The organism is Aliiglaciecola lipolytica E3, assembly GCF_000314975.1.
Lineage (GTDB): Bacteria > Pseudomonadota > Gammaproteobacteria > Enterobacterales > Alteromonadaceae > Aliiglaciecola > Aliiglaciecola lipolytica.
In genome coordinates, this window is the sequence record NZ_BAEN01000041.1 from 63,722 (window position 1) to 87,131 (window position 23,410).

General features: G+C 38.0%; 22 protein-coding genes. 2 read left to right on the forward strand and 20 right to left on the reverse strand.

Annotated elements, in window-relative coordinates:
* Window positions 1–4: 4 nt before the first annotated feature.
* The 6 genes from GLIP_RS10415 to ccoN all read right to left on the reverse strand — a co-directional run bounded on the left by GLIP_RS10415 (window position 5) and on the right by ccoN (window position 6,175).
* On the reverse strand, window positions 5–2,392 hold the full coding sequence (locus tag GLIP_RS10415; protein WP_040522636.1) for a heavy metal translocating P-type ATPase: 2,388 nt from the start codon (window positions 2,390–2,392) through the stop codon (window positions 5–7).
* Window positions 2,392–2,883 carry a FixH family protein gene (locus GLIP_RS10420; protein WP_052154971.1) on the reverse strand — a complete coding sequence of 164 codons (492 nt, stop codon included), beginning with the start codon at window positions 2,881–2,883 and terminating at the stop codon, window positions 2,392–2,394. Before GLIP_RS10420 ends, GLIP_RS10415 begins: the two co-directional genes overlap by 1 nt.
* Before the next feature lie 69 nt (window positions 2,884–2,952).
* Window positions 2,953–3,933, reverse strand: coding sequence for a cytochrome-c oxidase, cbb3-type subunit III (gene ccoP / locus GLIP_RS10425; RefSeq protein WP_008844590.1), 981 nt, complete (start codon window positions 3,931–3,933; stop codon window positions 2,953–2,955).
* Entirely contained in the window at window positions 3,926–4,111 is a 186-nt protein-coding gene (locus GLIP_RS10430) for a cbb3-type cytochrome oxidase subunit 3 (protein WP_008844591.1), read from the reverse strand. The genes ccoP and GLIP_RS10430 overlap by 8 nt, the downstream gene beginning before the upstream one ends.
* A gap of 1 nt (window position 4,112) precedes the next feature.
* Window positions 4,113–4,718 carry a cytochrome-c oxidase, cbb3-type subunit II gene (gene ccoO / locus GLIP_RS10435; protein ID WP_008844592.1) on the reverse strand — a complete coding sequence of 202 codons (606 nt, stop codon included), beginning with the start codon at window positions 4,716–4,718 and terminating at the stop codon, window positions 4,113–4,115.
* A gap of 11 nt (window positions 4,719–4,729) precedes the next feature.
* On the reverse strand, window positions 4,730–6,175 hold the full coding sequence (gene ccoN / locus GLIP_RS10440; protein ID WP_008844593.1) for a cytochrome-c oxidase, cbb3-type subunit I: 1,446 nt from the start codon (window positions 6,173–6,175) through the stop codon (window positions 4,730–4,732).
* Window positions 6,176–6,605: 430 nt separating this feature from the next.
* Here ccoN and GLIP_RS10445 point away from each other — a divergent pair, with 430 nt between their 5' ends.
* Window positions 6,606–6,938 carry a hypothetical protein gene (locus tag GLIP_RS10445; protein ID WP_008844594.1) on the forward strand — a complete coding sequence of 111 codons (333 nt, stop codon included), beginning with the start codon at window positions 6,606–6,608 and terminating at the stop codon, window positions 6,936–6,938.
* A gap of 1 nt (window position 6,939) precedes the next feature.
* Here the strand turns inward: GLIP_RS10445 and bfr (GLIP_RS10450) are convergent, their stop codons facing one another.
* The 4 genes from bfr (GLIP_RS10450) to GLIP_RS22310 all read right to left on the reverse strand — a co-directional run bounded on the left by bfr (GLIP_RS10450) (window position 6,940) and on the right by GLIP_RS22310 (window position 10,350).
* The gene (bfr, locus tag GLIP_RS10450) at window positions 6,940–7,407 is read right to left on the reverse strand and encodes a bacterioferritin (RefSeq protein WP_008844595.1); all 468 of its coding nucleotides are present in this window, start codon (window positions 7,405–7,407) and stop codon (window positions 6,940–6,942) included.
* 3 nt (window positions 7,408–7,410) lie between these two features.
* Window positions 7,411–7,887, reverse strand: a complete 477-nt coding sequence (bfr, locus tag GLIP_RS10455) for a bacterioferritin (protein ID WP_008844596.1) — start codon at window positions 7,885–7,887, stop codon at window positions 7,411–7,413.
* 121 nt (window positions 7,888–8,008) lie between these two features.
* Window positions 8,009–9,583, reverse strand: a complete 1,575-nt coding sequence (locus tag GLIP_RS10460) for a cation:proton antiporter family protein (RefSeq protein ID WP_008844597.1) — start codon at window positions 9,581–9,583, stop codon at window positions 8,009–8,011.
* Window positions 9,584–9,792: 209 nt separating this feature from the next.
* Entirely contained in the window at window positions 9,793–10,350 is a 558-nt protein-coding gene (locus GLIP_RS22310) for a hypothetical protein (protein ID WP_008844598.1), read from the reverse strand.
* Between the two features lie 183 nt (window positions 10,351–10,533).
* Here GLIP_RS22310 and GLIP_RS21440 point away from each other — a divergent pair, with 183 nt between their 5' ends.
* Window positions 10,534–10,950, forward strand: coding sequence for a hypothetical protein (locus GLIP_RS21440; RefSeq protein WP_052154972.1), 417 nt, complete (start codon window positions 10,534–10,536; stop codon window positions 10,948–10,950).
* Window positions 10,951–10,962: 12 nt separating this feature from the next.
* Here the strand turns inward: GLIP_RS21440 and GLIP_RS10475 are convergent, their stop codons facing one another.
* From GLIP_RS10475 to GLIP_RS10520, 10 genes are all read right to left on the reverse strand, one after another.
* Window positions 10,963–11,280 (reverse strand): YdbL family protein, encoded by a 318-nt coding sequence (locus tag GLIP_RS10475; RefSeq protein ID WP_008844600.1) that lies wholly within the window; start codon window positions 11,278–11,280, stop codon window positions 10,963–10,965.
* A gap of 9 nt (window positions 11,281–11,289) precedes the next feature.
* Window positions 11,290–11,469: a YnbE family lipoprotein gene (locus GLIP_RS10480; RefSeq protein WP_008844601.1), complete on the reverse strand. Its 180-nt coding sequence runs from the start codon at window positions 11,467–11,469 to the stop codon at window positions 11,290–11,292.
* Entirely contained in the window at window positions 11,466–13,982 is a 2,517-nt protein-coding gene (locus GLIP_RS10485) for a YdbH domain-containing protein (protein ID WP_008844602.1), read from the reverse strand. The genes GLIP_RS10480 and GLIP_RS10485 overlap by 4 nt, the downstream gene beginning before the upstream one ends.
* 186 nt (window positions 13,983–14,168) lie before the next feature.
* On the reverse strand, window positions 14,169–16,352 hold the full coding sequence (locus GLIP_RS21445) for a TIR domain-containing protein (RefSeq protein ID WP_008844603.1): 2,184 nt from the start codon (window positions 16,350–16,352) through the stop codon (window positions 14,169–14,171).
* Between the two features lie 767 nt (window positions 16,353–17,119).
* The gene (locus GLIP_RS10495; protein WP_008844605.1) at window positions 17,120–17,314 is read right to left on the reverse strand and encodes a CsbD family protein; all 195 of its coding nucleotides are present in this window, start codon (window positions 17,312–17,314) and stop codon (window positions 17,120–17,122) included.
* 337 nt (window positions 17,315–17,651) lie between these two features.
* Complete coding sequence (locus GLIP_RS22440) at window positions 17,652–18,959, reverse strand: methyl-accepting chemotaxis protein (protein WP_008844606.1); 1,308 nt, start codon at window positions 18,957–18,959, stop codon at window positions 17,652–17,654.
* 272 nt (window positions 18,960–19,231) lie between these two features.
* The gene (locus GLIP_RS10505; RefSeq protein ID WP_008844607.1) at window positions 19,232–20,035 is read right to left on the reverse strand and encodes a bestrophin-like domain; all 804 of its coding nucleotides are present in this window, start codon (window positions 20,033–20,035) and stop codon (window positions 19,232–19,234) included.
* A 248-nt stretch (window positions 20,036–20,283) separates the two neighbouring features.
* Entirely contained in the window at window positions 20,284–21,090 is an 807-nt protein-coding gene (locus tag GLIP_RS10510; protein WP_008844608.1) for a 3-keto-disaccharide hydrolase, read from the reverse strand.
* The gene (locus tag GLIP_RS10515) at window positions 21,078–21,659 is read right to left on the reverse strand and encodes a gluconate 2-dehydrogenase subunit 3 family protein (RefSeq protein WP_008844609.1); all 582 of its coding nucleotides are present in this window, start codon (window positions 21,657–21,659) and stop codon (window positions 21,078–21,080) included. Before GLIP_RS10515 ends, GLIP_RS10510 begins: the two co-directional genes overlap by 13 nt.
* On the reverse strand, window positions 21,659–23,344 hold the full coding sequence (locus tag GLIP_RS10520; RefSeq protein ID WP_008844610.1) for a GMC oxidoreductase: 1,686 nt from the start codon (window positions 23,342–23,344) through the stop codon (window positions 21,659–21,661). The genes GLIP_RS10515 and GLIP_RS10520 overlap by 1 nt, the downstream gene beginning before the upstream one ends.
* Window positions 23,345–23,410 lie beyond the last annotated feature (66 nt).

Genomic DNA, 23,410 nt, shown 5'->3' on the forward strand with positions numbered 1-23,410 from the left:
TTAATTAGCGTAATAGTCGAACAGAATTGACAACCACTACGATTGAACTCAATGACATTCCCACCACCGCCATCCATGGAGTTAGGTAACCCGCGACTGCTAAAGGAAGAATAAGCGCGTTATAGCCAATGGCCCAAGCCATATTTTGTTTTATTTTAGCGCGAACCTTTATGGCCATGCTAATGGCGACATCAATATTCTCTAATTTAGGTGTTAGCATAATAATATCAGCTGAACGTTTAGCCATATCACTTGCATCGCCAACCGCAATCGACACGTCTGCGCCGGCTAAAACTGGTGCGTCATTAATGCCATCACCAACCATTAAGACTTTGGTTCCCTGAGATTGTAAACCTTGTATATATGCAAGCTTCTGCTCAGGACTTTTCCGAAATAGAACATTTGTTATGCCCAGTGAAGCAGCGACCGAAGTCGCATTTTTTTCTGCATCACCACTTAACATCACGAGGTTTTTATTACTTAGTTTGCTAACAAGTTGTTTGGCATCCGTTTTAATCACATCTTTAACAGTGAAAGCCGCAACTAAATCATTCCCCCATTGTAGGTAAATCCTAGCATCATCTAGATCTACGCAAGAGGGCAGTTGGACGGATAGTATGTCCAAGTTACCAATTCTTACTGCTTTTTCCTGATATAAGCCTTGTAACCCTTTTCCGGGGACGGTGCTGACCTGTTCTACAGATGCTGCTGAATTTTGGCTAAATGCCTTTGCGATAGGGTGTTGTGAATATTGTTCAATACCAGCAGCCAATTCAATCGCAAAGGATTCGGAATACCCATTAAATATCTCAATATTGCTAATACTAAAGTGACCTTGGGTAAGCGTACCGGTTTTATCAAAAATTACCGTTGTAATTTCTGGAATCACATCGATTACATTGGCTCTTTTTACTAAAAGCCCGTATTGATTTAATTTAGCAATTGCACTGGTTAATGCTGAAGGTGTCGCCAAACTAAGAGCACAAGGGCAGGTTGCCACGAGTATAGAGATAGCTACCCAAAACGCTCTATCCGGTTGATACATCCACCATGCAATGTAGCTTAACAACGTGATTATCAGGACAATAATAATAAAATAACGTGACGCTGTGTCAGCATAAACAGCGGCTTTGGGTTTGTCTGATAATGCGAGCTCTTGAAGTCTTAGAATTTTATTTACTAAGGACAATTTGAGCTCATTCATCACCTCAATCACAAAAGAACCATTAACATTTATGGTTCCACCGTAAACTTGTGAATGTATATTTTTTTGAATCGGTTCAGATTCGCCGGTAAGCATTGATTCATCTACATTGCCGCTGCCTGATTTTACAACACCGTCTACCGGAAATGTTTCACCAGGCTTTACCAGAATTGTTTGTCCAGGAAGCAAGTGCTTCGCTAAAACTGATGTCTGCTTATTATTTTCATCAACTTGTGTTGCAGTAAGAGGAATATACTTAAACATATTTGCTGAAATCAGACTAGCTTGATGCCTAGCTCTGTGCTCTAAAAAACGACTAATTAGCAGCAAAAATATAAACATACAAACTGATTCAAAATAGATTTCACCACTATTTGAAATCGTGCCCCAGGCGCTCGCCAAATAGGTTCCCCAAATGGCTATGGATACCGATATATCCATATTTAGGGTACGCAATTTTAAGGAGTTAACCGCACTTCTGTAGAAAGTAAAACCGGAATAAAGCACGACAGGCGTAGTTAGAAGTAAACTAACCCAATGGAAGAATCGCTTAGTAACATCATCTATAGATCCAAAAATTCCGAAATACAGGCCGATTGCTAACATCATAACCTGCATGGTCATTAAGCCTGATAGACCGATTCGTTTTAGAAAGCTACGTGATTCACGTAAAAATGAGGCTTCATGCTCATCGGCTTGGAAGGGGAGTGCATGGTATCCAATAAACTCTAACTTACGGATTATTTCACTCAATTTTAGCTCAGAGTCGTTCCAATTAACCGTGGCTCTGCGAGCTGAAACATTTACTGCTATTCGTTTGATGCCTGGTGTTTTTAAAAGCTGCTTTTCAATTAGCCAACCGCACGCAGCACAACTTATTCCTTCGATAGTAAGTTGTATTTGTTTTTGAGTGCCATCATCTACGACAAACTCTTGTTGAATCTCTGCATGATCATAGGCTTGAAGTGAGTCTAATGTTTCGGTTAGTTTCTCATCGCCCTTGTCTGCGAACTGGGTTCTAAAACGATAATAATCTTCTAATCCATTGTTGACGATGGCCTCTGCTACGGCTTGGCAACCTGGACAGCACATATTTCTAGTTTCATTTAGAACTGTGACTGTGAAGCTTTCACCATCCTTGATTGGAAGCCCACAGTGATAGCACGTATGCAAATTTGCGGCGTCCATTAGGGATTAAAGCTAAACGCTTCTTTTTGAGGTAAACCGACATCCTGCATAACTTTCCATTGTTCGTTTAATGGAGATAAAGTAATTGTCCATTTTCCGACGATAGGTTGTTCAGCATTCCCTCGATAAAATCCGTTTGCATCTTGAGTCAATAACAAAGAAAAGTCATTTTTTTGCAAGGTTGCGTGATAAAAATGGAGATTTAACGCTTCGCCCGAGCTGGGTTTACCGGAAACGAATTCAAGTTGTATACGGCTACCATCAATAAATAAATTCGTAGAAATACCATTTGCTTTGGCTTCTTGAATTTTAGTTAATTCTAAATTTATACCTTTACCTTCTTTATAATAGTCATCGATTACAAGACTATCTTCCGTATTTAAGGCAAGGTTTAGCATCGTTATGCTAAGACATATGGATATAACCGGGATAGTAATTAAGAACCAAGGCCAAAACTGCTTGTACCAAGGTGTTGTATCAGAGAGATTCATTATTGTTACTTCTATTTTAAGAAAACAAAGCCTCGATAAACGAGGCTTTGTTTACTACCGACTTTTTGTTTATTTGTCTTTAGACAAACTGTAAACATATGTGGCAACTAAATGTATTTTTTTCTCTCCCAAGGTATTCTTGAAAGAGGGCATAACACCAGCACGACCATAATTAACCGTCTCTGTTACAACATCTCTGCTGCCCCCGTACAACCAAATATTGTCTGTTAGGTTTGGTGCGCCAAGCGCTTGGTTTCCTTTTCCGTCTGGTCCATGACACGCTGAACACACAGCAAATCTAGCCTTACCAGCCTGTTTTAGATCTTCATCAACTTGTCTACCGCTTAAGCTTAAAGTATATGCCACAACTTCTTCGACACCTTTTTCGCCAAAAGAAGGTAACCAAGCTGCCATATTTGCAGTTCGTCCATTAACCAGCGTTTCAACAATTTTCTCAGGGGTTCCACCGTATAACCAATCATTATCAGTTAGGTTAGGGAATCCGCGTTGACCTCGAGCATCCGAACCATGACATTGAGAACAGTTTTGCATAAATAAACGCTGTCCAATTTTGAGCGCTTCTTCATCATTCGCTAATACTTCAATGGGTTGTTCAGCATATTTGTTAAAGATGGGTGCGAAACGTTCTTCTGCTTTTTGCAGTTCACGATCATATTCAACACCAACACCGCCTAAACCGAAAAGAGCCGTTTTAGCTTCTTCTCTGGATTGCAGTACCGCGTCTTTTGATTCCTGAAGCGATTGCACGTTTTGGTTAGAACTTTTCCAACCCAACAATCCTTTCCAATTCCCTAAGCCAGGGTAGAGGATAAGATATAAAATTCCCCAAATAATGGTCATGTAGAACATGATGGTCCACCATTTAGGCAACGGATTGTTTATCTCGATTATGCCATCAAATGAATGATGCATATCGTCACCTTCTTCAACGCCTGTTTTGTTTAACAGACACCAGCGTAAAATTAGATAACACCCTAGAATTGTTCCCAATGAGATTACTGAGATCCAAATACTCCAAAAGCTACTCATTTATCGAAGACTCCCGCTCTTTTTTATCTGTTTGTTGGGTTGGTTCATCATCAAAAACCAAATTTTGTGCTTCATCAAATCTCTTTTTGGCGCGACGGCTAAATGCCCAGATCACAATGCCAATAAAGCACACAAAAACCACAACTGTAAATATGCTACCCGCTACACCGTAATTCATATTACTTGAGCGCCGTTCCAAGAGATTGAAGGTAAGCTATCAACGCTTCCATCTCGGTTTTTCCTTTAACTGCATCTTTGGCACCTAAAATTTCTTCCTCGGTATAGGGCACACCAAAGTCTTTAAACACGCGAAGCTTTTTCTCAATCAATTCGCCATCAAGCGTGTTTTCAGCTAACCAAGGAAAACCAGGCATATTTGATTCAGGAACAACATCTCGAGGATTTAATAAATGTACTCGATGCCATTCATCACTATAACGGCCACCTACTCTTGCTAGGTCGGGACCAGTACGTTTTGAACCCCATAGAAATGGATGTTCCCATACCGATTCACCAGCCACTGAATAATGACCATATCTTTCTGTTTCAGCTCTAAATGGACGGATCATCTGACTGTGACAACCTACACAACCTTCGCGAATATAAATATCACGTCCTTCCATTTCTAGGGCGGTATAGGGTTCTAAACCGTCTACTTTTTCCATTGTTTGTTGTTGGAACATCAGTGGCGTTATCTCAACCATTGCACCGAAACTAATTGCAATAAGAATAAATATCGCCAATAGGCCTACATTCTTTTCTACTACCTCATGAATATTTTTCATCTCAATTCTCCTTAAGCTGCTTGAGGTTGAGGTGAGTTTTCAGGTGCATTAGAAAACTCTTCATTTGGTGTACGAATTGTTTTGTAAACGTTGTAAGCCATTAGCAACATGCCAGCTACTACGAATAAACCACCTACAAAACGCACAAAGTAGAAGGGCATAGACGCTTGCAATGATTCAACAAAACTATAGGTTAACGTACCGTCAGGGTTTACCGCACGCCACATTAAACCTTGTAATACACCCGACATCCACATGGCAACTATGTACAAAACAACGCCTATCGTAGCTAACCAGAAATGAACGTTAATCCATTTGATGCTATACATTGCAGGTTTATTAAATAACACTGGTATGAGGTGATAAATTGATCCAATGGATACCATCGCCACCCAACCTAAAGCACCAGAATGAACATGACCAATCGTCCAATCAGTATAGTGAGATAGAGCATTTACGGTTTTGATTGCCATCATCGGGCCTTCAAACGTTGACATGCCGTAGAATGAAAGTGACACAATTAGGAAACGTAATATTGGGTCAGTTCGTAGTTTGTGCCATGCACCAGACAAGGTCATGATACCGTTTATCATTCCACCCCAAGACGGTACGAATAAAATCACTGACATAACCATACCCAGAGATTGCGTCCAGTCTGGTAGGGCAGTGTAATGCAAGTGGTGAGGTCCAGCCCAAATATATAAAGCTGACAACGCCCAAAAATGCACAACAGAAAGACGATAAGAATAGACTGGTCGACCCGCTTGTTTAGGTACAAAATAGTACATCATACCCAAGAAGCCTGCGGTTAAGAAAAAGCCAACCGCATTATGCCCGTACCACCACTGCATCATTGCATCAACAGCACCTGCATAAATTGAATAGGACTTAAAGAACGAAACCGGAATAGCCATACTGTTACCGATATGAAGTACAGCAACGGTTAACATAAACGCACCGAAGAACCAGTTGGCGACATAAATATGAGACACTTTTCGGACAACAATCGTACCAAAGAAGGTAATAATGTATGCAACCCATACAAGCGCAATCAAAATATCAATTGGCCACTCTAATTCTGCATATTCTTTAGTACTGGTTAAACCCAAAGGCAAAGTGATAGCGGCAGAAACAATGACTGCTTGCCAACCCCAAAACGTAAACGCAGCTAATTTATCACTAAAGATACGAGCCTGAGATGTTCGCTGTACTACATAATATGAAGTGGCAAACAGTGCACATCCACCAAATGCAAAAATAACAGCATTAGTGTGGAGCGGACGTAAACGTGAAAAAGTAAGGTAGGGGATATCAAAATTTAAGGCTGGCCAGTAGAGTTGTGCTGCAATAAACACACCTACTGTCATTCCAACAATTCCCCATACGACTGTCATTATGGCAAATTGCCTAACGACTTTATAATTGTATTCCGGATGTACTTGGCTGGCTACGCTCATATCAATGGATCTTCCACATCATTATTTATAACAAAACGATTGATTTATTTTGTTTAGTTGTGTGTATGTGACGCTGATGTCACGGTTTTTACATTTTATTAACCTAAGTGACTGAATTAACTTCGAAACCCAGATTTTTCAGTCGCGATCATAAAGTTTTTACCTCAAAAAAGATAGCCTAAACATCGATACCTTGATCTTAATCAATAGATTTTTAGCATTTGTTGTTTTTATCTTAGTGATCATTCAAACTTTAAGCATATTTGCGATTTTTCGCTGTAATTAAATTAGGTACAACACGCTGATTAAACGAACCTTTCCAATTATAGTTGTGATTTTGATTCTTTCCGTGGTTTATTCACTAAATAATCAAAATAAAACGATATTAGATAAAAACCTTTGTTATTTGGATGCGTCAACGTGCCAAATCATGTTGGGTGACTCCTCAATCGAATTTCACATATCTGAATATCCTGTTTTATTAGAGGAAATGCTTAACATTACGTTGACTTACGATATTCAATATGTCGCTAGGCGAGGGTGGTTAGAAGGCACAAATATGTTTATGGGGAAAACGCCATTGGTTTTTAAAGAAAACCATATTCAAGAGGTGAACAAACAAGTCACGCAAGAAACTGAATTATTTATTGGTGCTTGCAGTGAACCCAATATGCGATGGAAACTAAGTATTGAGTTGGAAGATTTACAAAGTGGTCAATTACAGACTGTCTATGTATTCTTCCAAACTCAAAGTACCCAATAATTTACATTTGCGATTGTAAGTAATTAGGTAGTCCTAATCGTTTAATTAAGCCTAATTGTTGTTCTAACCAATATGCATGGTCCATTTCAGTATCGTCTAATAACACCATTAACATATCGCGCGTTACAAAATCTTTTTCAGTTTCGCAAAGCGCAACGGTTTTTTTCAATTCTTCAGTAACCTTGTATTCGACACGCAAATCGCTTTCCAACATTTCCTGAACGTCAGTCCCCACTTTGAATCCTGTACGTACCGTCATATCAGGTGTCCCTTCTAGAAACAACATACGTTCAATCAACTTGGTTGCATGGCCTTTTTCATCTTCAAATTCGTGGGCAATTCGCTCATAAAGTTTAGTCAAACCCCAATCTGCGTACATTTGAGAATGAATAAAGTATTGATCCATTGCAGCTAATTCGTAGGCTAACAATCCATTTAGAGAATCGATTATATTTTGGTTACCTTTCATAATTTAATCTCCTGAACCGACTTGAGTTTGTAAGTAATTTTCTAAACCCAATGCAGATATTTGATATTCCTGCGTTTCTAACCAATCGAGGTGCTCTTCTTCATATTCCAAAATTTCTTCAAGAAGATCTCGAGAGACATAATCTTGTTCAGACTCACACAAAGCGATCACGTTTTTGAGTTTTGGAATTTGTTCAAGTTGAAACTTCGAGTCACATTGCAACATTTCAACGGTTTCTTCTCCAATATAGAGTTTCCCTAACATTTGTAGGTTAGGCAGCCCCTCTAAAAACAAAATACGCTCAATAAGCTCGTCAGCTTGTTTCATATCCTTGATGGATTTTTTATAACAAACGGAATTAAGTTTATTTAACCCCCAATTCTTGTACATTCTTGCATGTAAAAAATACTGATTAATGGATGTTAACTCGATAGTTAACACCTCATTTAATGCCGCGACTATGTTGGCTTGGCCTTTCATAGTTTAGTTCTCCTGATTAACCGTATCGTTACAGTATAGTTTATTGCAGTGAAAAATCAATAAAACCCTTTAAAAACAAATGGATAGGTAATGCAAATGGTTATCATTTTTGACTCTGTTATTACTTCGTTGAAAGCGACAACATTTGTAAGCTTTCTTCAGCAAAACCTGTACCTGCTTCTGTGAAAAAGTTAAATACTTTGTCAGCCCCCGCTTTTTGTAGCAATTCAATTTCATCTTCATAACGAGCAATCGAAGCAACTGTACCTTGATAATTTGCATTTCTAAGTTGTTGAGTAATATTACTAATATCTTCTACGGCAGGAACTGCAAGCATAATGATATCGGTTTGTCTTAAGTCAAAGTTTTCCCAAAAATCAACGTCTTCACCGTCACCTACAAATACTTGCATATCAAGCTTTTTCATTTTTCTGATGCGGTTAGGATCTGCATCCATTCCCCATACTTGTTCCTTTAAGACATTTTCGAGTGCTCGATATGCACCTTTCCCTACACGTCCCATACCAATAATCAGTACGCGAGCATTGTTAGGCAAGTTGTAAACATCTTCTTTTAATCTAACTGGATGCTCGTAGTTCTTAAGACGATTTTTAATACGATTATATTGTTGGTGAGAAGAACGATAACCAAACCCGGTAAACAGGAATGAAATTGAAACGGCTAAAGCCAGTACGACTAACCAGTGTTTCTCTACGAGATTTTCATTGACTAATAACGCCACAACTATCAGCCCGAACTCGCTGTAATTGCCTAATACTAAACTGGCCAAGTATGAAGTTCTGGCGCGCAAGCGTAAACGCGTAAATATACTGAAAAACAAACCAAATTTAAGCGGAATTAAACAACATAATAAAAGCGCTGTGAGAAGCATTTCCAGGGTAGGTAGTGCAGTAAACCCGATGGATAAGAAAAAGCCAATTAAAAACAAATCTTTAAAGCTCATCAATGATTTAGACAATTCAGCTGCTTTCGTTTGATTGGCTAACAGCATTCCGAGTATTAAAGCACCTAAATCTCCTTTAATTCCCACAAGTTCAAATAGTTCGTATCCACCTATGGCGATCAGAAAACCCATTAAAGGCAATAATTCACCATGCCCTGCTTTTTCTAAAAGTATCGACCATATGGGTTTTGCCAACAAAAGCAACAATAACAAAACCGCCCAAATAGATGGTATTTTCCCTGTAGCAAATACTAAAAAGATGACTGCAAAGATATCTTGCATAACTAAAATACCGATGGCGACTTTACCATGCCGAGTGCGAATTTCTCCGCTTTCTTCTAATATTTTAACGATGCAAACAGTACTGCTAAAACTAAGAGAAAATGCAATAAGAGCACCGGTAAGTATGTTTATGTCAGCAAAATAACCTAGGCTTAACGCACTTAGAAAAACAAAGCTGGATGCAACAATTAATACCCAAAGCAGCATATGTAAGCTACTTCCAACCCAGACCTCGGGTTTCATTAAGTCTCGAATATTGAGTTTTAGACCAATCGTAAATAGCATTAAGGTGATGCCTAGATCAGCCAATGTATCTATTGAAGCATCAGGTTCATATCCCATAAAATTCAAACTAAAGCCTGCAATCAAAAATCCTATCAATGGCGGCAGGCCAGCTATTTTCATAATTAAACCGCATAAAAATGCAACTAGAATAAAAGCGAATTCCATAAAACTCCGAAAACAATTTTGTAATAGACTGAATTACCCAATCAAACTAACTTAAAAGGCAGTTTAACTAACTTGGTTTTTATATAGGCGATGATTTGGCCGTTTGATCGTTACTGAATGAACTATTTTACTAGTAATTCGTAAAATACGAATGTTACTGTTTGACTCACTTAATCCTAATTTAATTGAATAATAATTGCACTTAAGAGTTAGTTTTTTTGGCGTTTATCTAACATGTCAGATAAATTAATGAGTTCTTGCAACAGTTCATTCTCTTTAATTTTAAGTTCACCTAGTGCAAATGTAATTTCTGTTTCTCTTTGTTTCACTTGTTCATAACTCATTTCACCCGGCTTCATTGTAACTGGACGGGTTGCAGCCTGATCTTGCGCTAACTTTTTATAAGAAGGGGGCTCAATTGTTTTTTCATTATGACTTGAAGATAAATAGCTGCTCTGCTTTGATGAAGCAACTTCGTTTCCGCTTTCTAAAATAGCATTATTTGTCTTATTGTTAGCAGCCTGTCGTATGATTTGTTTATTATTTCTTTGAGCTTGTTCTAGTTTATGCAGCTCAAATTGACGTTTAGACAAGTGCGCTTTGTCAATCAATTCTAATTTGGACGCAAATCGGCTTAGAGCCTGGCGATTAATACTTAATCCAAGCTCAATACATTGCTTATACGTTTTTTCATACTGCTCGTAGTTATTCTGACGAATAACCCGTTTGACCAGTTCGATTTTTTCTATTTTTATTTTTTCAAACATGGTTTCGTTAATATGTGAGTAATCAAGGTTATTAGAGCATAAAAGCCTTTGCGTGGGAAACTAGGAATTTATCGAAATTTAACTGAAAACTAAAGTCATCACTATCTATTCAAGATATAATACGCGTTCAATTATTCCAGAATGATTTACGCATGGGTATATTATTCAAAACTAGGTAGGTTAATGAGTAGGAATTCCCCTTCGTATAAAATCACCCCAATTGGAGATATCTTCTTCATTGTGTTGGAAGGTGTGTGGACGGTTCAAATTGATTTAGCTTATATAAGCGAACTATTCGAGATTTTGGAAAAACGTAGGACACGAGATTGGGGTATCTGTGTTGACATGACAAATTGGACATTTCCCAAAGAAGTTTTTGATTCTCCATTTAAGAGCAAGATAGCCTTAAAGCGTAGAAATCAAATTGGAGAAAGCTGGATAACCAAGTCGACTACACAAGGTGAAGAACTAATGGTCTTCTTCGATAATTGTTCATTCAAGCCCCAACGCTTTGCAAAATTAGCAGATGCAATTGCGCATTTGCAAGCATTGGGACTAAGCTGTCCTAGTCACGATATTATAAAATCTATTATTAACTAGCGTTGTAAAATGCTATTTTTTCACCCACTCGCCATCGTGTTTTAGGTAGTGTCCAGATGCCGTTTTTTCAAATGCTTTCTTGGCGGCTAATTTTTCGACCTGCTCCAAAGTAATATTGTTTTTGTTGGCTAGTTCGATGTATTTTGCTTTTCGCTTAACATTAATTTCGCCAATTAAAGCCATCACATCAGCACGATCTACCACTGCGCCTAAGTAGCCATTTTCTTGTTCTCCAACCAAGCCGTTTTGTTTCGCATCATCTAATTCAAGAGCAAAAGCAGTGTGGCAAAAGAGAAGGGCACTTAACATGGTTATACGTAAAAATTTCATTGTTAATCCTTAAAATAATTCACTGTCATCACTAAAAATATCATCAAGCTCTTTATCAACTTTAACGCGTATTTCGTGGTCAACTTTTACATTAATATTAATGGTAATTGGCTCTTTAGTTTCAACTTGTACAGTATGGGTACAAGCTGCAACATAAACAACAGAAACCAAAATGAGTACGTTTTTCACAGGTTATTATCCTTATTTGATAATTTTTGTTTAAGGCGTTTTTCAATCGAGTTTTGCACGGAATTGGTAATTCTCATAGATTTGAATAAAGTGAAAATATTCTCTTTATGAGTATAGTTGAAATTTATTTCCTGATTTTTTTCAGGATTAACGCCATTGATACCAATTTTCAAATCTAACCAACCATCGTCCGTGAGCGATACCTCGCTCGAAAGTTTACTAAACTCTACGTTTTCCAGAAAAGCCAACTCTTTCTGTTGTTTTTTGATTGCATTGAAGGCTTCGTTATTACTAATTTTCAGTTTTCCTGGACCATCGTTGATCAAGGTTCCTTTATCAATATTGTTGAATCCAGAAGACCATGAAATAGGTAAATTTCCTGATATTTCTCCGGTAACTTCAATACCATCCTGGTTTTGTAATTCTACTAATTTTTTTAAGTCCACATCTTCTATATCTAGCTTTAGTATTTGTTTGCGGTTGTCTAACCAAAAGTCAGTTAGCGCAACTTCTCCCCCTATTATTTGTGCCCGCGCGAAATCAAGTTTAGGGACATTATTTAATATACTGAGTGATGCGTTCACCTCAGTCAAAGGTATTCCTACATTAATCTCCTCAATGGTTATCTTGCCATTGTTTAACTGAATTCCAGATGAATCAATGCTAAATGACTCATCCATGTGCGCATTAACAATTTGATAATCCTGATATTCTAAACTCACACTATCAAGCTTAATATTCGCGCTTAAATTTTTGCTTGGATTTTTATTATTTAATGCGAATTCAAGCTTTCCCATGACTAAGTTGGCATCCGGTAACACTTGTTTTAAAAGTGGATTTAGATAGGTCACAGGTTGTTCGGGAACCAACACATTAATGTTTTTATTTTCATGGAATAGATTACCCAACAAACCGGCGGGTAAGGTAAATTCATGATTACCGGTATAATTATTTGCGGTTAAATCACCATTGATGTGATGGATAATATCTATCGAACCTAATTTAATAGCAGCGCTAGAGATACTAGCTAATTTAGACTTGCCCACAGCACTAAAATATTGGTTTTGATCAAACTTTAAAGTAACTTGCGAATTTATATTTTTTACGACGTTTGTGTCTTGATACTTTATGCTTTGAATCGAATTAGAAAACTCGATTTCTGTTTGGTCAAGGGTTTCCCCGCTAAGCGTAAATTGATTTTGTAGCGCATTAATATGAATTTCACCGGCGGAAAAATTTTTAACAGTGACGCTTCCTTTTCCACTTGGTTTCCAATCTTGATTAGATTGTTTCACTAAGTTTAAGCTGATATTGCCATTGATATCTTTTATATGGTTTTGTTCAATTGATAGGTTTGTCATAGAGATGATATTTCTATCACCATTTATTTGGAATTCATGTTGGTTTTTGTAGAGCGTACCATGAGACTGGAGACTCAAGTGTTCATATCTAATTTTGGGGTTGTCATAAAACTCGTTGAAGGTTGAGCTCAAGTTAAGTTGATAATCTAGCCGTACATCATTTTGTTGATTGATATTAACCTGACTAAGTTTAAATAAAAGTGGGTTACCTTTTGACGTGGAAGTAAGACTGAGTATGGGAATGTTAATGCCTGAATTGGAAACTGATATAGACGACGGAAAGGATAGGGCAAGCATACCCAATTGAAGATCTTCGATATTTAGTGTTTTTTCAATGCATTTATCAACATCAATATTAATGTCCAATCCCTGAGTATTAATCTCAATTTGCCAGGAGCTCAAAGTTAACTCAGTAACAAGATCGCCGCGCAAATTCACAGGAATACCACAATCGTTATAAGTGATCTTATTTTCTAAATTAATAGTGTGGTTGCTTTGTAAAGTTGAGCCGGTATATTGGAAAGACGTATGTATTGGCATATTCATTAATCCTTGCCAATCTTCTACGAAATTTTGGTAAGGTTCAGTGGTTGTATCTAAAAGCTGACTATTCGTAGTTAATAACTGACCGGACCAAATAAGATCTCCTGAAACCTTCCCTTTTCCCACCGCAAATTTTGCTTCAATATCACCCGTGACCACAAGTTCAGAACGGTTAGGTTGAGAAAGAGTCAAATTAACAGGCTGTTGCATAAGATAAGAATCAATTTTCAGATGTTTAACTTGGATAAGAGGCAATAAATCTGGAAGTGACCATAAGTCTACAGATGAATTTGTAGGTTTCTCATTACCAATATTTGAATCATTACTCTCAAAATGATGAACAAAGATTCGCTCAATATTGACACTAGCTTGTGCGAGAAAATAACTTTTATCTATAGAGCCGCTGCCTACATCATACTCTGCATCAGTAATCTCAATTTCAAGATCATTAGAACGGAAACAAATTGAATTAATGACAATGAACGGTGATTTTCCAATATCAAAATCTAAGCATTCAATCGCAGTATTTTCAGGTAGCCAAAAATCACTCGCCCACAAAACCACTGAATTTCTAAACAAAAACAATAAAAGCGTAATAAAACCTAACATTGTACAAAGTACAATTAGTGTCCGTGTAAAGATGTAGAAAAAGGGCTTTTTTAAAATCGCCGGCATGACAATCCTGAATTAGTCAAAAAGAACATTTATATCGTTCATATTTAGTAGGTACTTTTTTAATGCTTGAATATTAACATGGACAACGCTGTGTAAGCTTAATTCCTTATGTTACATAATTTACACTGAGGTGGGGTTTGCAATGAGCCACTTTTCATAATTTCTCTTGAGAGTTTGAAAACGTTCTTCACTTTCTAACACCTTGTATTGCGGCATAATAGAGATAGCCGAATAGCAGCAAGGCCCGTAAATATCTGTTAATTTTTCAAGATAAGTCAATGCGCCATCCAACTCTTGGCAATCTACAAAGGCTGTTGCGATTGCATGATAATGGTACAGCGCACCAAATTTATCAGGTTTTGCATTTAGCATGAATTGTTCAACCGCATCACGCACTCCCTGAATATCTCCTAACAGTCCTGGAAGCGTTACGGGGTAGTAGGGGGTTTCACCGATCCAGCCGCCGGGGTATGCAATTTCAGTCGCGTCTATCCGTTGCTTTATCTCCTGCAATAATCGTTGGGCTTTTTCATTTTCACCAGTTAATTTGCAAGCAATTGCCTGGTATAGTTGATAAGTCTCAGGGAACATAGGCGTGGCTTGATGAGCTTCTGGCCAAGTGGAAAGCGCGTAATTTATCTTTTGAGCATCACCTGTATTAAAGGCATGAAATGCGCGTCGATAAAAATACACAAAGTCTTCATCGTTAACTTCGATACAAGCACCATCAAATGCTTTATTTGCTTGCCCGGCAAGATGATAAACATCGCCTAATACAATCGCGGTGAAATTAGCTGCAGGCGCTAATCTTTGTACATGTTGTAACATTTCGTAAGCTTGCTTAAATTTTCCAATAGCTGCATACGTTTCTGCAAGCTCCATGGGGAGATCTATCAGCATCGGATCGAGCCTAATCGCATTATTTAATGCCGTAATCGACTCTCTAAATCGTCCGTTACGACGTATAACGTAGCTTTTGCATGCTAAAGCTTCAGTATTTTGTGGAGCTAATTTCAATATTTTATTGAGTACGGATTCGGCTTTGAGTAAATCCAGCTTTCCCCAATAATAGTAATATGCTTGTGCCAACAAACTTTCAATAGAATCAGGTGCTAAAATATTAGCTCTTTCAACGGACAACTTCGCTTTTTCTACCCACTTATAATCCCATCCAAAAAACCAAAATAACGTTAAATAAGCGCGCGCTTTATTTGCATGTGGTTCAGCAAAGTCAGGATCTTCAGCAATCGCTTTATCAAATTCAATAATGGCAGCATGAAAATCCTGTTTTCCTGCGGCTTCAGAGCGCATTTTTTGTTTTCCACGCAAATATGCATCATAGGCAGTAAGGTTATTGGTTGGTGCGTTTGCACTGAGTAACTTTTCATCTTCAGGCGAAAGGGCAGCGTGCAATGACTCTGCAATTTCACGCGTAATATCACTCTGTATATCGAAGATATTTTCCGGCGTTAGTTCACAATCATAGGTGTCAGCCCAAATATGAATATCCGATTTACCATCAATTAATTGGACATTAATTCTAACTCTTTGACCTGCACGTTGAACCGCTCCCTCCAAAATAACTGCCGCTCCTAACTGAGTGGCAATTTCAGGAATACTCAGAGTGGCATTCTTATAGCCCATTACTGACGTTCTAGAAATGACCTGAATGGATGCTAATTTTGAAATCTGGGTTAATAGTTCATCATGAACACCATCTGCAAAAAAGGCATCATCCGCTTGTGGGCTACGGTTGGTAAAAGGCAAAACAGCCACGATTTTGTTGGTGTTTATATCTTGTAATTGAGTATCTTTGAAAACTGATTCATCCTGCCACCCATGCACATTTTGGGTCATAGTTTTTGATGTTAAAGGTGACTGCTTTTGCTCGGGAGTTTCATCTGCAGGTGAAGAACGCTGTAAACGGGTAGATATTGCTTTTATAAGTTCTTTAAATATCGCCTCATTTTGTTGACCCTGCCAATTAGTTAAATCGACACAATGAAACTGACGGAATCCAATAGGGGGGCGAGAGCCATCTAAAGATAGTGAAATTAACGAGCCCGAATCAGCCGCAATAGCAGCCTCATCTCTTACCCAACGCGACTTTGCACCTGCTTCTGACCAACTAACGATTACCGCCTTAGCAGATATCAACTCGCGCTCAATATCATCAGCAAAGTTATCTCCACCGAGTAATTCTCGATCCCACCATACCGAAAACCCTTGAGCTTCAAGCGCTTCTGACAAAACCTTAATTGCCGGTTGATCACGCCTAGCATAGGAAATGAATAGATCTGCCAAGTTGACACTCCATGCAGTTTGGCTAGTAAGTTGTTAGCTCATTGAATAAAAAGGATATCATAAAGTACACTAACTGATGTTATTTTGTACAAATTAACATCATTTCTTAATTTGTTTTTCTGTAAGGTTCAGTTTTGTTTTCTTTAGTTGTAATTCTTTTTTATACAACTAGGACTCAATTTCTTTTTAAGTTAATTTCCAATTAGTCCTATACAAACTAAAAACCTCTTTTTTAAAACATTATGTAATTTAATCGCACATTAATTTTTAATCGTAAAAATAGGGCATGTCAGTCTTTAGTTCAATTTCTATTAAGCTACAAAACAATTTAAATAATCGGAAGAGTTTGCAACAACAGCCACATGACAATGGCATATTATTACAATTTACTTAATTTAACATAATATACATTATACGAATTTTATTATTGAGGTGGACAGGAGCCTTATTGGGCGCTATTGATAATAAATTGGCTTTCAAACGCGTTTGTGTGCGTTTATTTTATGAATATTGCGTATCTACAGTCTCAGAATTTGCGTACGGCGACGTTACTTTCTATTTTCTTTACTCCACAAAACACTTGCTTGTGTCTTTGTGCCAAACATATTTATTTGCAGGTTTTTAGATTTTAAATTGTGCGGGTTCTTTGAGAACCATAATGGCAAGTTTGAATAAAGCTGTTACTGGTGTATGTAGAATTGGTTTGATGTTCAGTGATAAATTAAAATTAATGTGGCCGAGCTTTTGTCGGCCACATCATGTTCGTTTTAACTGTTGAAAAAATCATCGACTTGTTTTTCAGCTTCTTCTTTGCTTTTACCATAAGATTTTTGGATTTTACCAACTAATTCCTTACGGCTACCTTCCATTTGGTCCAATTCGTCATCGGTTAATTTACCCCAGTTTTTTTGAATCTTGCCTTTAAGCTGCTTCCAGTTACCTTTAATTTGGTCATCGTTCATAATATTTCTCCAGTTGTTTAGGATTGAAAAATATAATTCTGCATTGCATGTTGCATCTCTATAAACGCAAAGAACGGACCAATAAGCATTAACTTATACATTTAACTTTCAATAAGAAGCAAACATAGTTGATTTTAAAGGAGTATTTTTTTCCACCAAATGGCTTCCTTGCATAATTCGGTTTCAACGAGTAGGAATTCTTGCTTAACTAATTGAAATAATTACACGGGTTATATGACGAATTTGCAGAGTTAGTCATTGTACGCAAAGTTGCTCCTAGGTTATGCGTTACCGTGAAATCAATGATCTCACCACGGTTAAAGAATGGGAATACTAATTATTGGAGTTTATTTACAGCGATGCTAACGGATTCCATGCCTTGATTTATCTCTTTAAATATACCATCTACCTGAGAAATAAGATCGACGCCCGTTTTGGCAATACCTTGAGTTTGTTGAATATTCTTGGAGAGTGCTGTTGATAGTGCGGTATTGTTTTTCACTACCTCAAATATTTCAGACGTTGATTTACTTGTTCTTGCAGCCAGTTGTCTCACCTCATCAGCAACAACAGCAAAACCTCTACCTTGTTCACCTGCTCTAGCTGCTTCTATGGCTGCATTCAAAGCGAGTAAGTTAGTTTGATCGGCAATAGCGGAAATGGTATCCACAATATTACTAATTTTATCTGATTGTTGATTGATCGCAGTAATATCGTTGGCGACAATTTCAACGTTTTCAGTTATTTCATCCATTATAGAAACGGTTTTCATCAACACGTCCTTTCCTTGTTCAGAGACTTGTTCTGTCTCTATCATTGTTGAATTAACTGCTTCCGATGCATTACTAATATTGGTAATTCGTTGTGTTACATCTGTTGCGAATTTAACGATTCGTATTAATTTGCCTTGTTCGTTTACTATTGGGTTGTAGCTGGCCTCTAACCACAAAACATTTCCATTAGAATCTATACGTTCAAATAAACCTTGGATAAACTGCCCTTTGTTTAATTTCTCCCAAAATTGTTTGTATCCGTAGCTTGAAGATAGCTCTGAGGTACAAAATATTTTGTGATGTTTACCTTGAATATCATTAAGTTTATAGCCGGTCGCGGCCAAAAAGTTTTCGTTTGCTTCTAAAATAGTGCCATCTAAATTAAATGATATAATCGCTGAGGATCGATTTAACGCTTCTAAAGTTCCCTTTTGAACGTTGGAACTTTCTACATATTCTGTGATGTCTCTTGCTAATTTAACTACTGAAATTACTTTGCCAGAATCGTCTAAAATGGCATTGTAACTTGCCTCTAACCATATGGGTTGACCAGACTTAGTATACCGAAGAAATCGGTCGCTGATGGATTGACCAGCGGCCAATTGACTCCAAAATGATTTGTACTGGCTGGTTTGCGTGTAAGTGGGATCACAAAAAATTCTATGGTGTTTTCCCTGTATTTCATCAAGTGAATAACCAATCGTGTTTAAAAAATTAGTATTTGCATCTAAAATTTCACCGTCGGTTGAAAACTCTATAAATGCAACAGAGTTTTTTAAGCTCTCCAAAATATGATGTGACTTATTTTCCGCAAGTTGTTGAGGGGTAGGTGTGTTTTCTACTAGTGCCTTACTTTTAAATAAAAAGCCCAAACTTGTATACTCCTTAAGTTAAATGCAATGTTCCTTATCAAACACTAGGTTTGTGGTAAAAATACTACGCCACCTTCAAAAACAAATCAATTTTAGTTGGTAAAATATATGCGTGAGACTATTACGTCCCCTACCCTAATTATTTTGGGACTTAGATTATGCAATTAGGATGTTTACTTGGCTGTAAGAGATATCATTAATAATGGGACAGTTGTGATAAATAATAGCCTTGAGAAAAAGCGTGATGTTTGACTCATCACGCTTGGTATTAATTATGCGGATTGATACTGTTTAATTTGCACTAGAGTATCGGCTAGAGAGTCTTGGTTAACCTGAATAATTCCTCGTCTTGGACGGTCTAAGTCGACTACGATGAATACCACTAACACGATTAATCCAGACATCAAAAGTGTCGGAAAAGCAGGTCTCTTTTTATGAAGTCCACTGGTATAACCCAACATTCCACCTGCGGTAACAAATACGAAGAATAAAAGAAACAGAACTGGTTCAGGAACATGCAGCCTTAACATGGCAGTTCGCTTATTTTCTACGTATATAATATTTGAGATGGATTGGAAAAATGCATTGGCAACAGCCGGTTTCTCTGAGTTTTCAATGACATTTTGAGCAACCATCGTCAATTGAGATTGCAATTCACTTATTTTAACGTTTAGCGCTCTTCTGCTTATTTCATCAGAAAGATCAATTTCACTGAGTGAAATGCGTAATTCAAGGTACTGTTCTAATAGAGTGAGCGTTTCAGTCTTGACGCTGTTTGTTAAAAGACTTGCTTGCATTGCTGCTTTGGCAATTGTGCCGGCTTCTTCAATTACAATATTACTTCTCGCATCGTATCGTTGCAGAGACATATTGAATGTAAAACCGAGTAATAAGGCTAATAAACCCACAATACCAGCTTGGATAGCGGCAGTTTGACCTTTAACTTCGTTATTTTCATCTGACGTTTGGAAACGACGGCCGATTAAATAACAAAGCTGATTTACGGCGAGCATACTTAAAAACAAGCCTATGGCTATTAAGATGCTATTTTTATCGTACATTATTTCGTTGCTCACGGTTATCCTCATGTAAAAGGATTTTAAAAGTGCGATAGAATGAACGAGATTATTTTGTTGTCAAGAAATTGATTGGCAATTAACGAAAGTCTAATACTGTATAAATAGGGTCTAGCAAACCGACGAAATAAATAAAAATATTGAAATATATATAATCGTTGATTAATCGGTTATTGCTTTATTTGAGTGGGTTTTAACGTCTAGACTTTGAGCTCATCCGTAAGCTCAATCATAGTGTTGATGATAATTTAAGGTTTGTCTTTTAATTTTCTTAACCATATGTTTCGGAAACTGACTAGATTGCCATGATCTTGCAATTGAATAGGTTCACAACCGTGTGCTTGGTAACTAGGTGCTCCAATCCATTCTGTTTTACCCTGAATTTCAGTATGATTTTGAACGACGACACCATTGTGGATCACAGTTACATAACCAGGTGATGTTAGCGCGTCCTTATCAAACCTAGGGGCTTTAAAAATAATATCGTAAACTTGCCACTCTCCTGGCGGACGCATTGCATTAACCAATGGAATTGTTTGTTTATATACACTACCGGCCTGACCATTGGGATAGGTTAGGTTATCAAATGAATCTAAAATCTGAACTTCGTAGCGCTGTTGTAAAAATACGCCACTATTATTTCGTTGTTGTCCTTCCATACCGTCAACTTCGGTAGGTGTTTTCCATTCTAAATGGAGCTGAATATCACAAAAACCATCTTTTGTTTTAATATCCCCTGCCCCAGGCTTAACGGTTAAAACGTTACCAGAAATCGGCCAAGATGCTTCGCTCCCATCCAAAGACAGCCACTGAGATAGGTCATTGCCATCGAACAATATTATTGCATCCGAAGGCGGTTGAAGGGGCGGTGCCGATACAACCGTGGGTACTGGCTCCCAAACTTCCGTTTTTTCTGCTTCTTGCCAAGGTTCTAACTCTGATTTTTTTGCATTGACGGCGTTACCAGTCAAAAAGGTTCCGGCTACAGAGAGCAATATTAAACGTCCAATGCGCCCACGATTATAACGAACTGAAATGGGTGTTATCTTGCCCATGCTTTGTCTCCTTTTTTATAAGCTAAATCACCGTTGTATGAACCCGGAATGGCAACATGCCTTAATACTTGCGTAGCGCCTATCTCAGAACTAAAAAACGTGAAAAGCACAAGTTGTTTGAGCATAGTAAAATAGTGCACAGGAACTGTTTTGTTTTTAAGTTCTTGTCTAAATTTTTTATTATATTGATTCGCTTCGGCGTCTTTTGCAGTAAGCAATTCTGTTTGTTGTACATTTGATAGCAATAAAAATGGATTATTGTAGGTTGATTGCGCCTTATTATCGATAACAAGCAAACCTTGTTTAAATATTTTTTGTTCATCAGTTGTATAACAATCAGAAATGATAATCGCGATCATCAATCCAACGTTTGCTTGTTTAGCTCCCGGCGTATCTGTTTTAGGTATAATTGTTTCGCCTAATTGATTTAAAAATGTTACGTCATCTTTATCAAATATGGTGTCTGATAAAGTAACGTTGGGACGCATATCGTATGCGAGTACCTGACTACCAATAAAAGCGCTACCCGTAGCGGCAACGATCATCTTTAGTAATTCTCTGCGTTCCATTAGAGGTTCCCCTTTTTCAATTCTTCGACGGCAAAATCAGCTGCTCTTGCAGTTAATGCCATATAAGTTAGAGAAGGGTTAACACAAGACGCTGAAGTCATACAGGCACCATCAGTAACGAAGACATTTAGTGCATCCCAAACTTGATTGTGGCTGTTCAAGACAGATGTTTTTGGATCCCTGCCCATTCGCGCAGTCCCCATCTCATGAATGCCCATTCCTGGCGCGTATCCGGAATCAAAACCCTGTACATTTTTCAGTTTAGCGGCGTCAAAAAAATCCATTGCATCTTGCTGCATATCTTTACGCATACGATACTCATTTTCTTTCATTTCGACATCCATTGCTAAAACCGGTAAACCCCACTTATCTTTTACTTCATGATTCAAGTAAATTCGATTGCTATGGTCGGGTAACATTTCGCCAAACGCCGTCATGCCAATTCGCCAAATGCCAGGTTCACTTATCTGATCTTTTAATGCAGCGCCTATTCCCATTTCAGCGACGTCACGTCCCCAGCCTTGTCTGCTAGCGCCACCTTGATAGCCAAAGCCTCTTACATAATCACGCTTATCTGCTCCCCAATTTCTAAAACGAGGCACGTAAAAACCACTGGGCCGTCTGCCGTAATAATATTTGTCATCAAAGCCCTCAACTTCTGCTGAAGCACCAGTTCTGAAATGATGATCCATAACATTGTGGCCTAGTTCACCACTACTGCTTCCAAGACCACCTTCCCAAACATCAGTTGCAGAATTCATGAGCAACCATGCTGAGTTAAGTGCTGAAGCGTTTACAAATACGATTTTACTTTTGTACTCAATGGTTTGATTTGTTTCAGCATCAATTATCATTACACCTGAGGCGCGACGTTTATCTTTGTCGTAAATAATTTCTTTAACGATTGAAAACGGACGTAGGGTTAAATTTCCTGTTTTCATTGCAGCGGGTAACGTTGAAGATTGAGTACTAAAATAGGCCCCAAAAGGGCAGCCGTACCAACATTTGTTACGATATTGACATCCAGCCCTGCCCTCCGCTGGTTTGGCTTCTGTCATATTTGCCGTTCTACCGGGTATTAGATGACGTGCACCTTTAAATGCCGTTTTTATTCGTTTAGCTACTTCCTTTTCTACGCAATTTAGCTCCATAGCGGGTTGGTAAATACCATCTGGTAAAACATCCAAACCGTCGCGGTTACCACTTATTCCTGCAAACTTTTCAACGTAATCGTACCAAGGAGCAACGTCTTCGTAACGAATTGGCCAATCAACTGCGATGCCTTCTTTTTGGTTCGCTTCAAAGTCTTCCTTATTTAGTCGGTAACTTTGTCTGCCCCATAACAAAGATCGTCCACCAACATGATAACCCCGAAACCAATCAAACCGTTTATCTTCTGTATATGGCGATTCTTTTTCATTTGCCCACATACCAAAAGTTGATTCATTTAGAGGATAGTCACGTCGAAGTACGGGGTAGTCTTGCTTCATATCTTGAGTTGCAAGATCTCGGTGAGGATAGTCCCATACTTCTTTATGAGCATTTTTGTAATCTTTAATGTGTTCAATGTTTTTACCACGCTCTAACATCAACACTTTTAAGCCTTTTTCACACAACTCCTTAGCGGCCCAACCACCACTAATGCCAGATCCAACTACAATTGCATCATATTCATTTGTCTTCATATTTAACCCTTTCTAACTTTGCTGCGCCTAAGCAATTAAGTTAAGCGCCGCCAGTTTCAACTAATC

Bases quoted from the DNA above. Each gene is read 5' to 3' on its own strand.
- GLIP_RS10415 (WP_040522636.1), bottom strand. From the start codon at position 2,392: ATGGACGCCGCAAATTTGCATACGTGCTATCACTGTGGGCTTCCAATC.
- GLIP_RS10420 (WP_052154971.1), bottom strand. From the start codon at position 2,883: ATGAATCTCTCTGATACAACACCTTGGTACAAGCAGTTTTGGCCTTGG.
- ccoP (WP_008844590.1), bottom strand. From the start codon at position 3,933: ATGAGTAGCTTTTGGAGTATTTGGATCTCAGTAATCTCATTGGGAACA.
- GLIP_RS10430 (WP_008844591.1), bottom strand. From the start codon at position 4,111: ATGAATTACGGTGTAGCGGGTAGCATATTTACAGTTGTGGTTTTTGTG.
- ccoO (WP_008844592.1), bottom strand. From the start codon at position 4,718: ATGAAAAATATTCATGAGGTAGTAGAAAAGAATGTAGGCCTATTGGCG.
- ccoN (WP_008844593.1), bottom strand. From the start codon at position 6,175: ATGAGCGTAGCCAGCCAAGTACATCCGGAATACAATTATAAAGTCGTT.
- GLIP_RS10445 (WP_008844594.1), top strand. From the start codon at position 6,606: ATGTTGGGTGACTCCTCAATCGAATTTCACATATCTGAATATCCTGTT.
- bfr (WP_008844595.1), bottom strand. From the start codon at position 7,407: ATGAAAGGTAACCAAAATATAATCGATTCTCTAAATGGATTGTTAGCC.
- bfr (WP_008844596.1), bottom strand. From the start codon at position 7,887: ATGAAAGGCCAAGCCAACATAGTCGCGGCATTAAATGAGGTGTTAACT.
- GLIP_RS10460 (WP_008844597.1), bottom strand. From the start codon at position 9,583: ATGGAATTCGCTTTTATTCTAGTTGCATTTTTATGCGGTTTAATTATG.
- GLIP_RS22310 (WP_008844598.1), bottom strand. From the start codon at position 10,350: ATGTTTGAAAAAATAAAAATAGAAAAAATCGAACTGGTCAAACGGGTT.
- GLIP_RS21440 (WP_052154972.1), top strand. From the start codon at position 10,534: ATGAGTAGGAATTCCCCTTCGTATAAAATCACCCCAATTGGAGATATC.
- GLIP_RS10475 (WP_008844600.1), bottom strand. From the start codon at position 11,280: ATGAAATTTTTACGTATAACCATGTTAAGTGCCCTTCTCTTTTGCCAC.
- GLIP_RS10485 (WP_008844602.1), bottom strand. From the start codon at position 13,982: ATGTTAGGTTTTATTACGCTTTTATTGTTTTTGTTTAGAAATTCAGTG.
- GLIP_RS10495 (WP_008844605.1), bottom strand. From the start codon at position 17,314: ATGAACGATGACCAAATTAAAGGTAACTGGAAGCAGCTTAAAGGCAAG.
- GLIP_RS10510 (WP_008844608.1), bottom strand. From the start codon at position 21,090: ATGGGCAAGATAACACCCATTTCAGTTCGTTATAATCGTGGGCGCATT.
- GLIP_RS10515 (WP_008844609.1), bottom strand. From the start codon at position 21,659: ATGGAACGCAGAGAATTACTAAAGATGATCGTTGCCGCTACGGGTAGC.
- GLIP_RS10520 (WP_008844610.1), bottom strand. From the start codon at position 23,344: ATGAAGACAAATGAATATGATGCAATTGTAGTTGGATCTGGCATTAGT.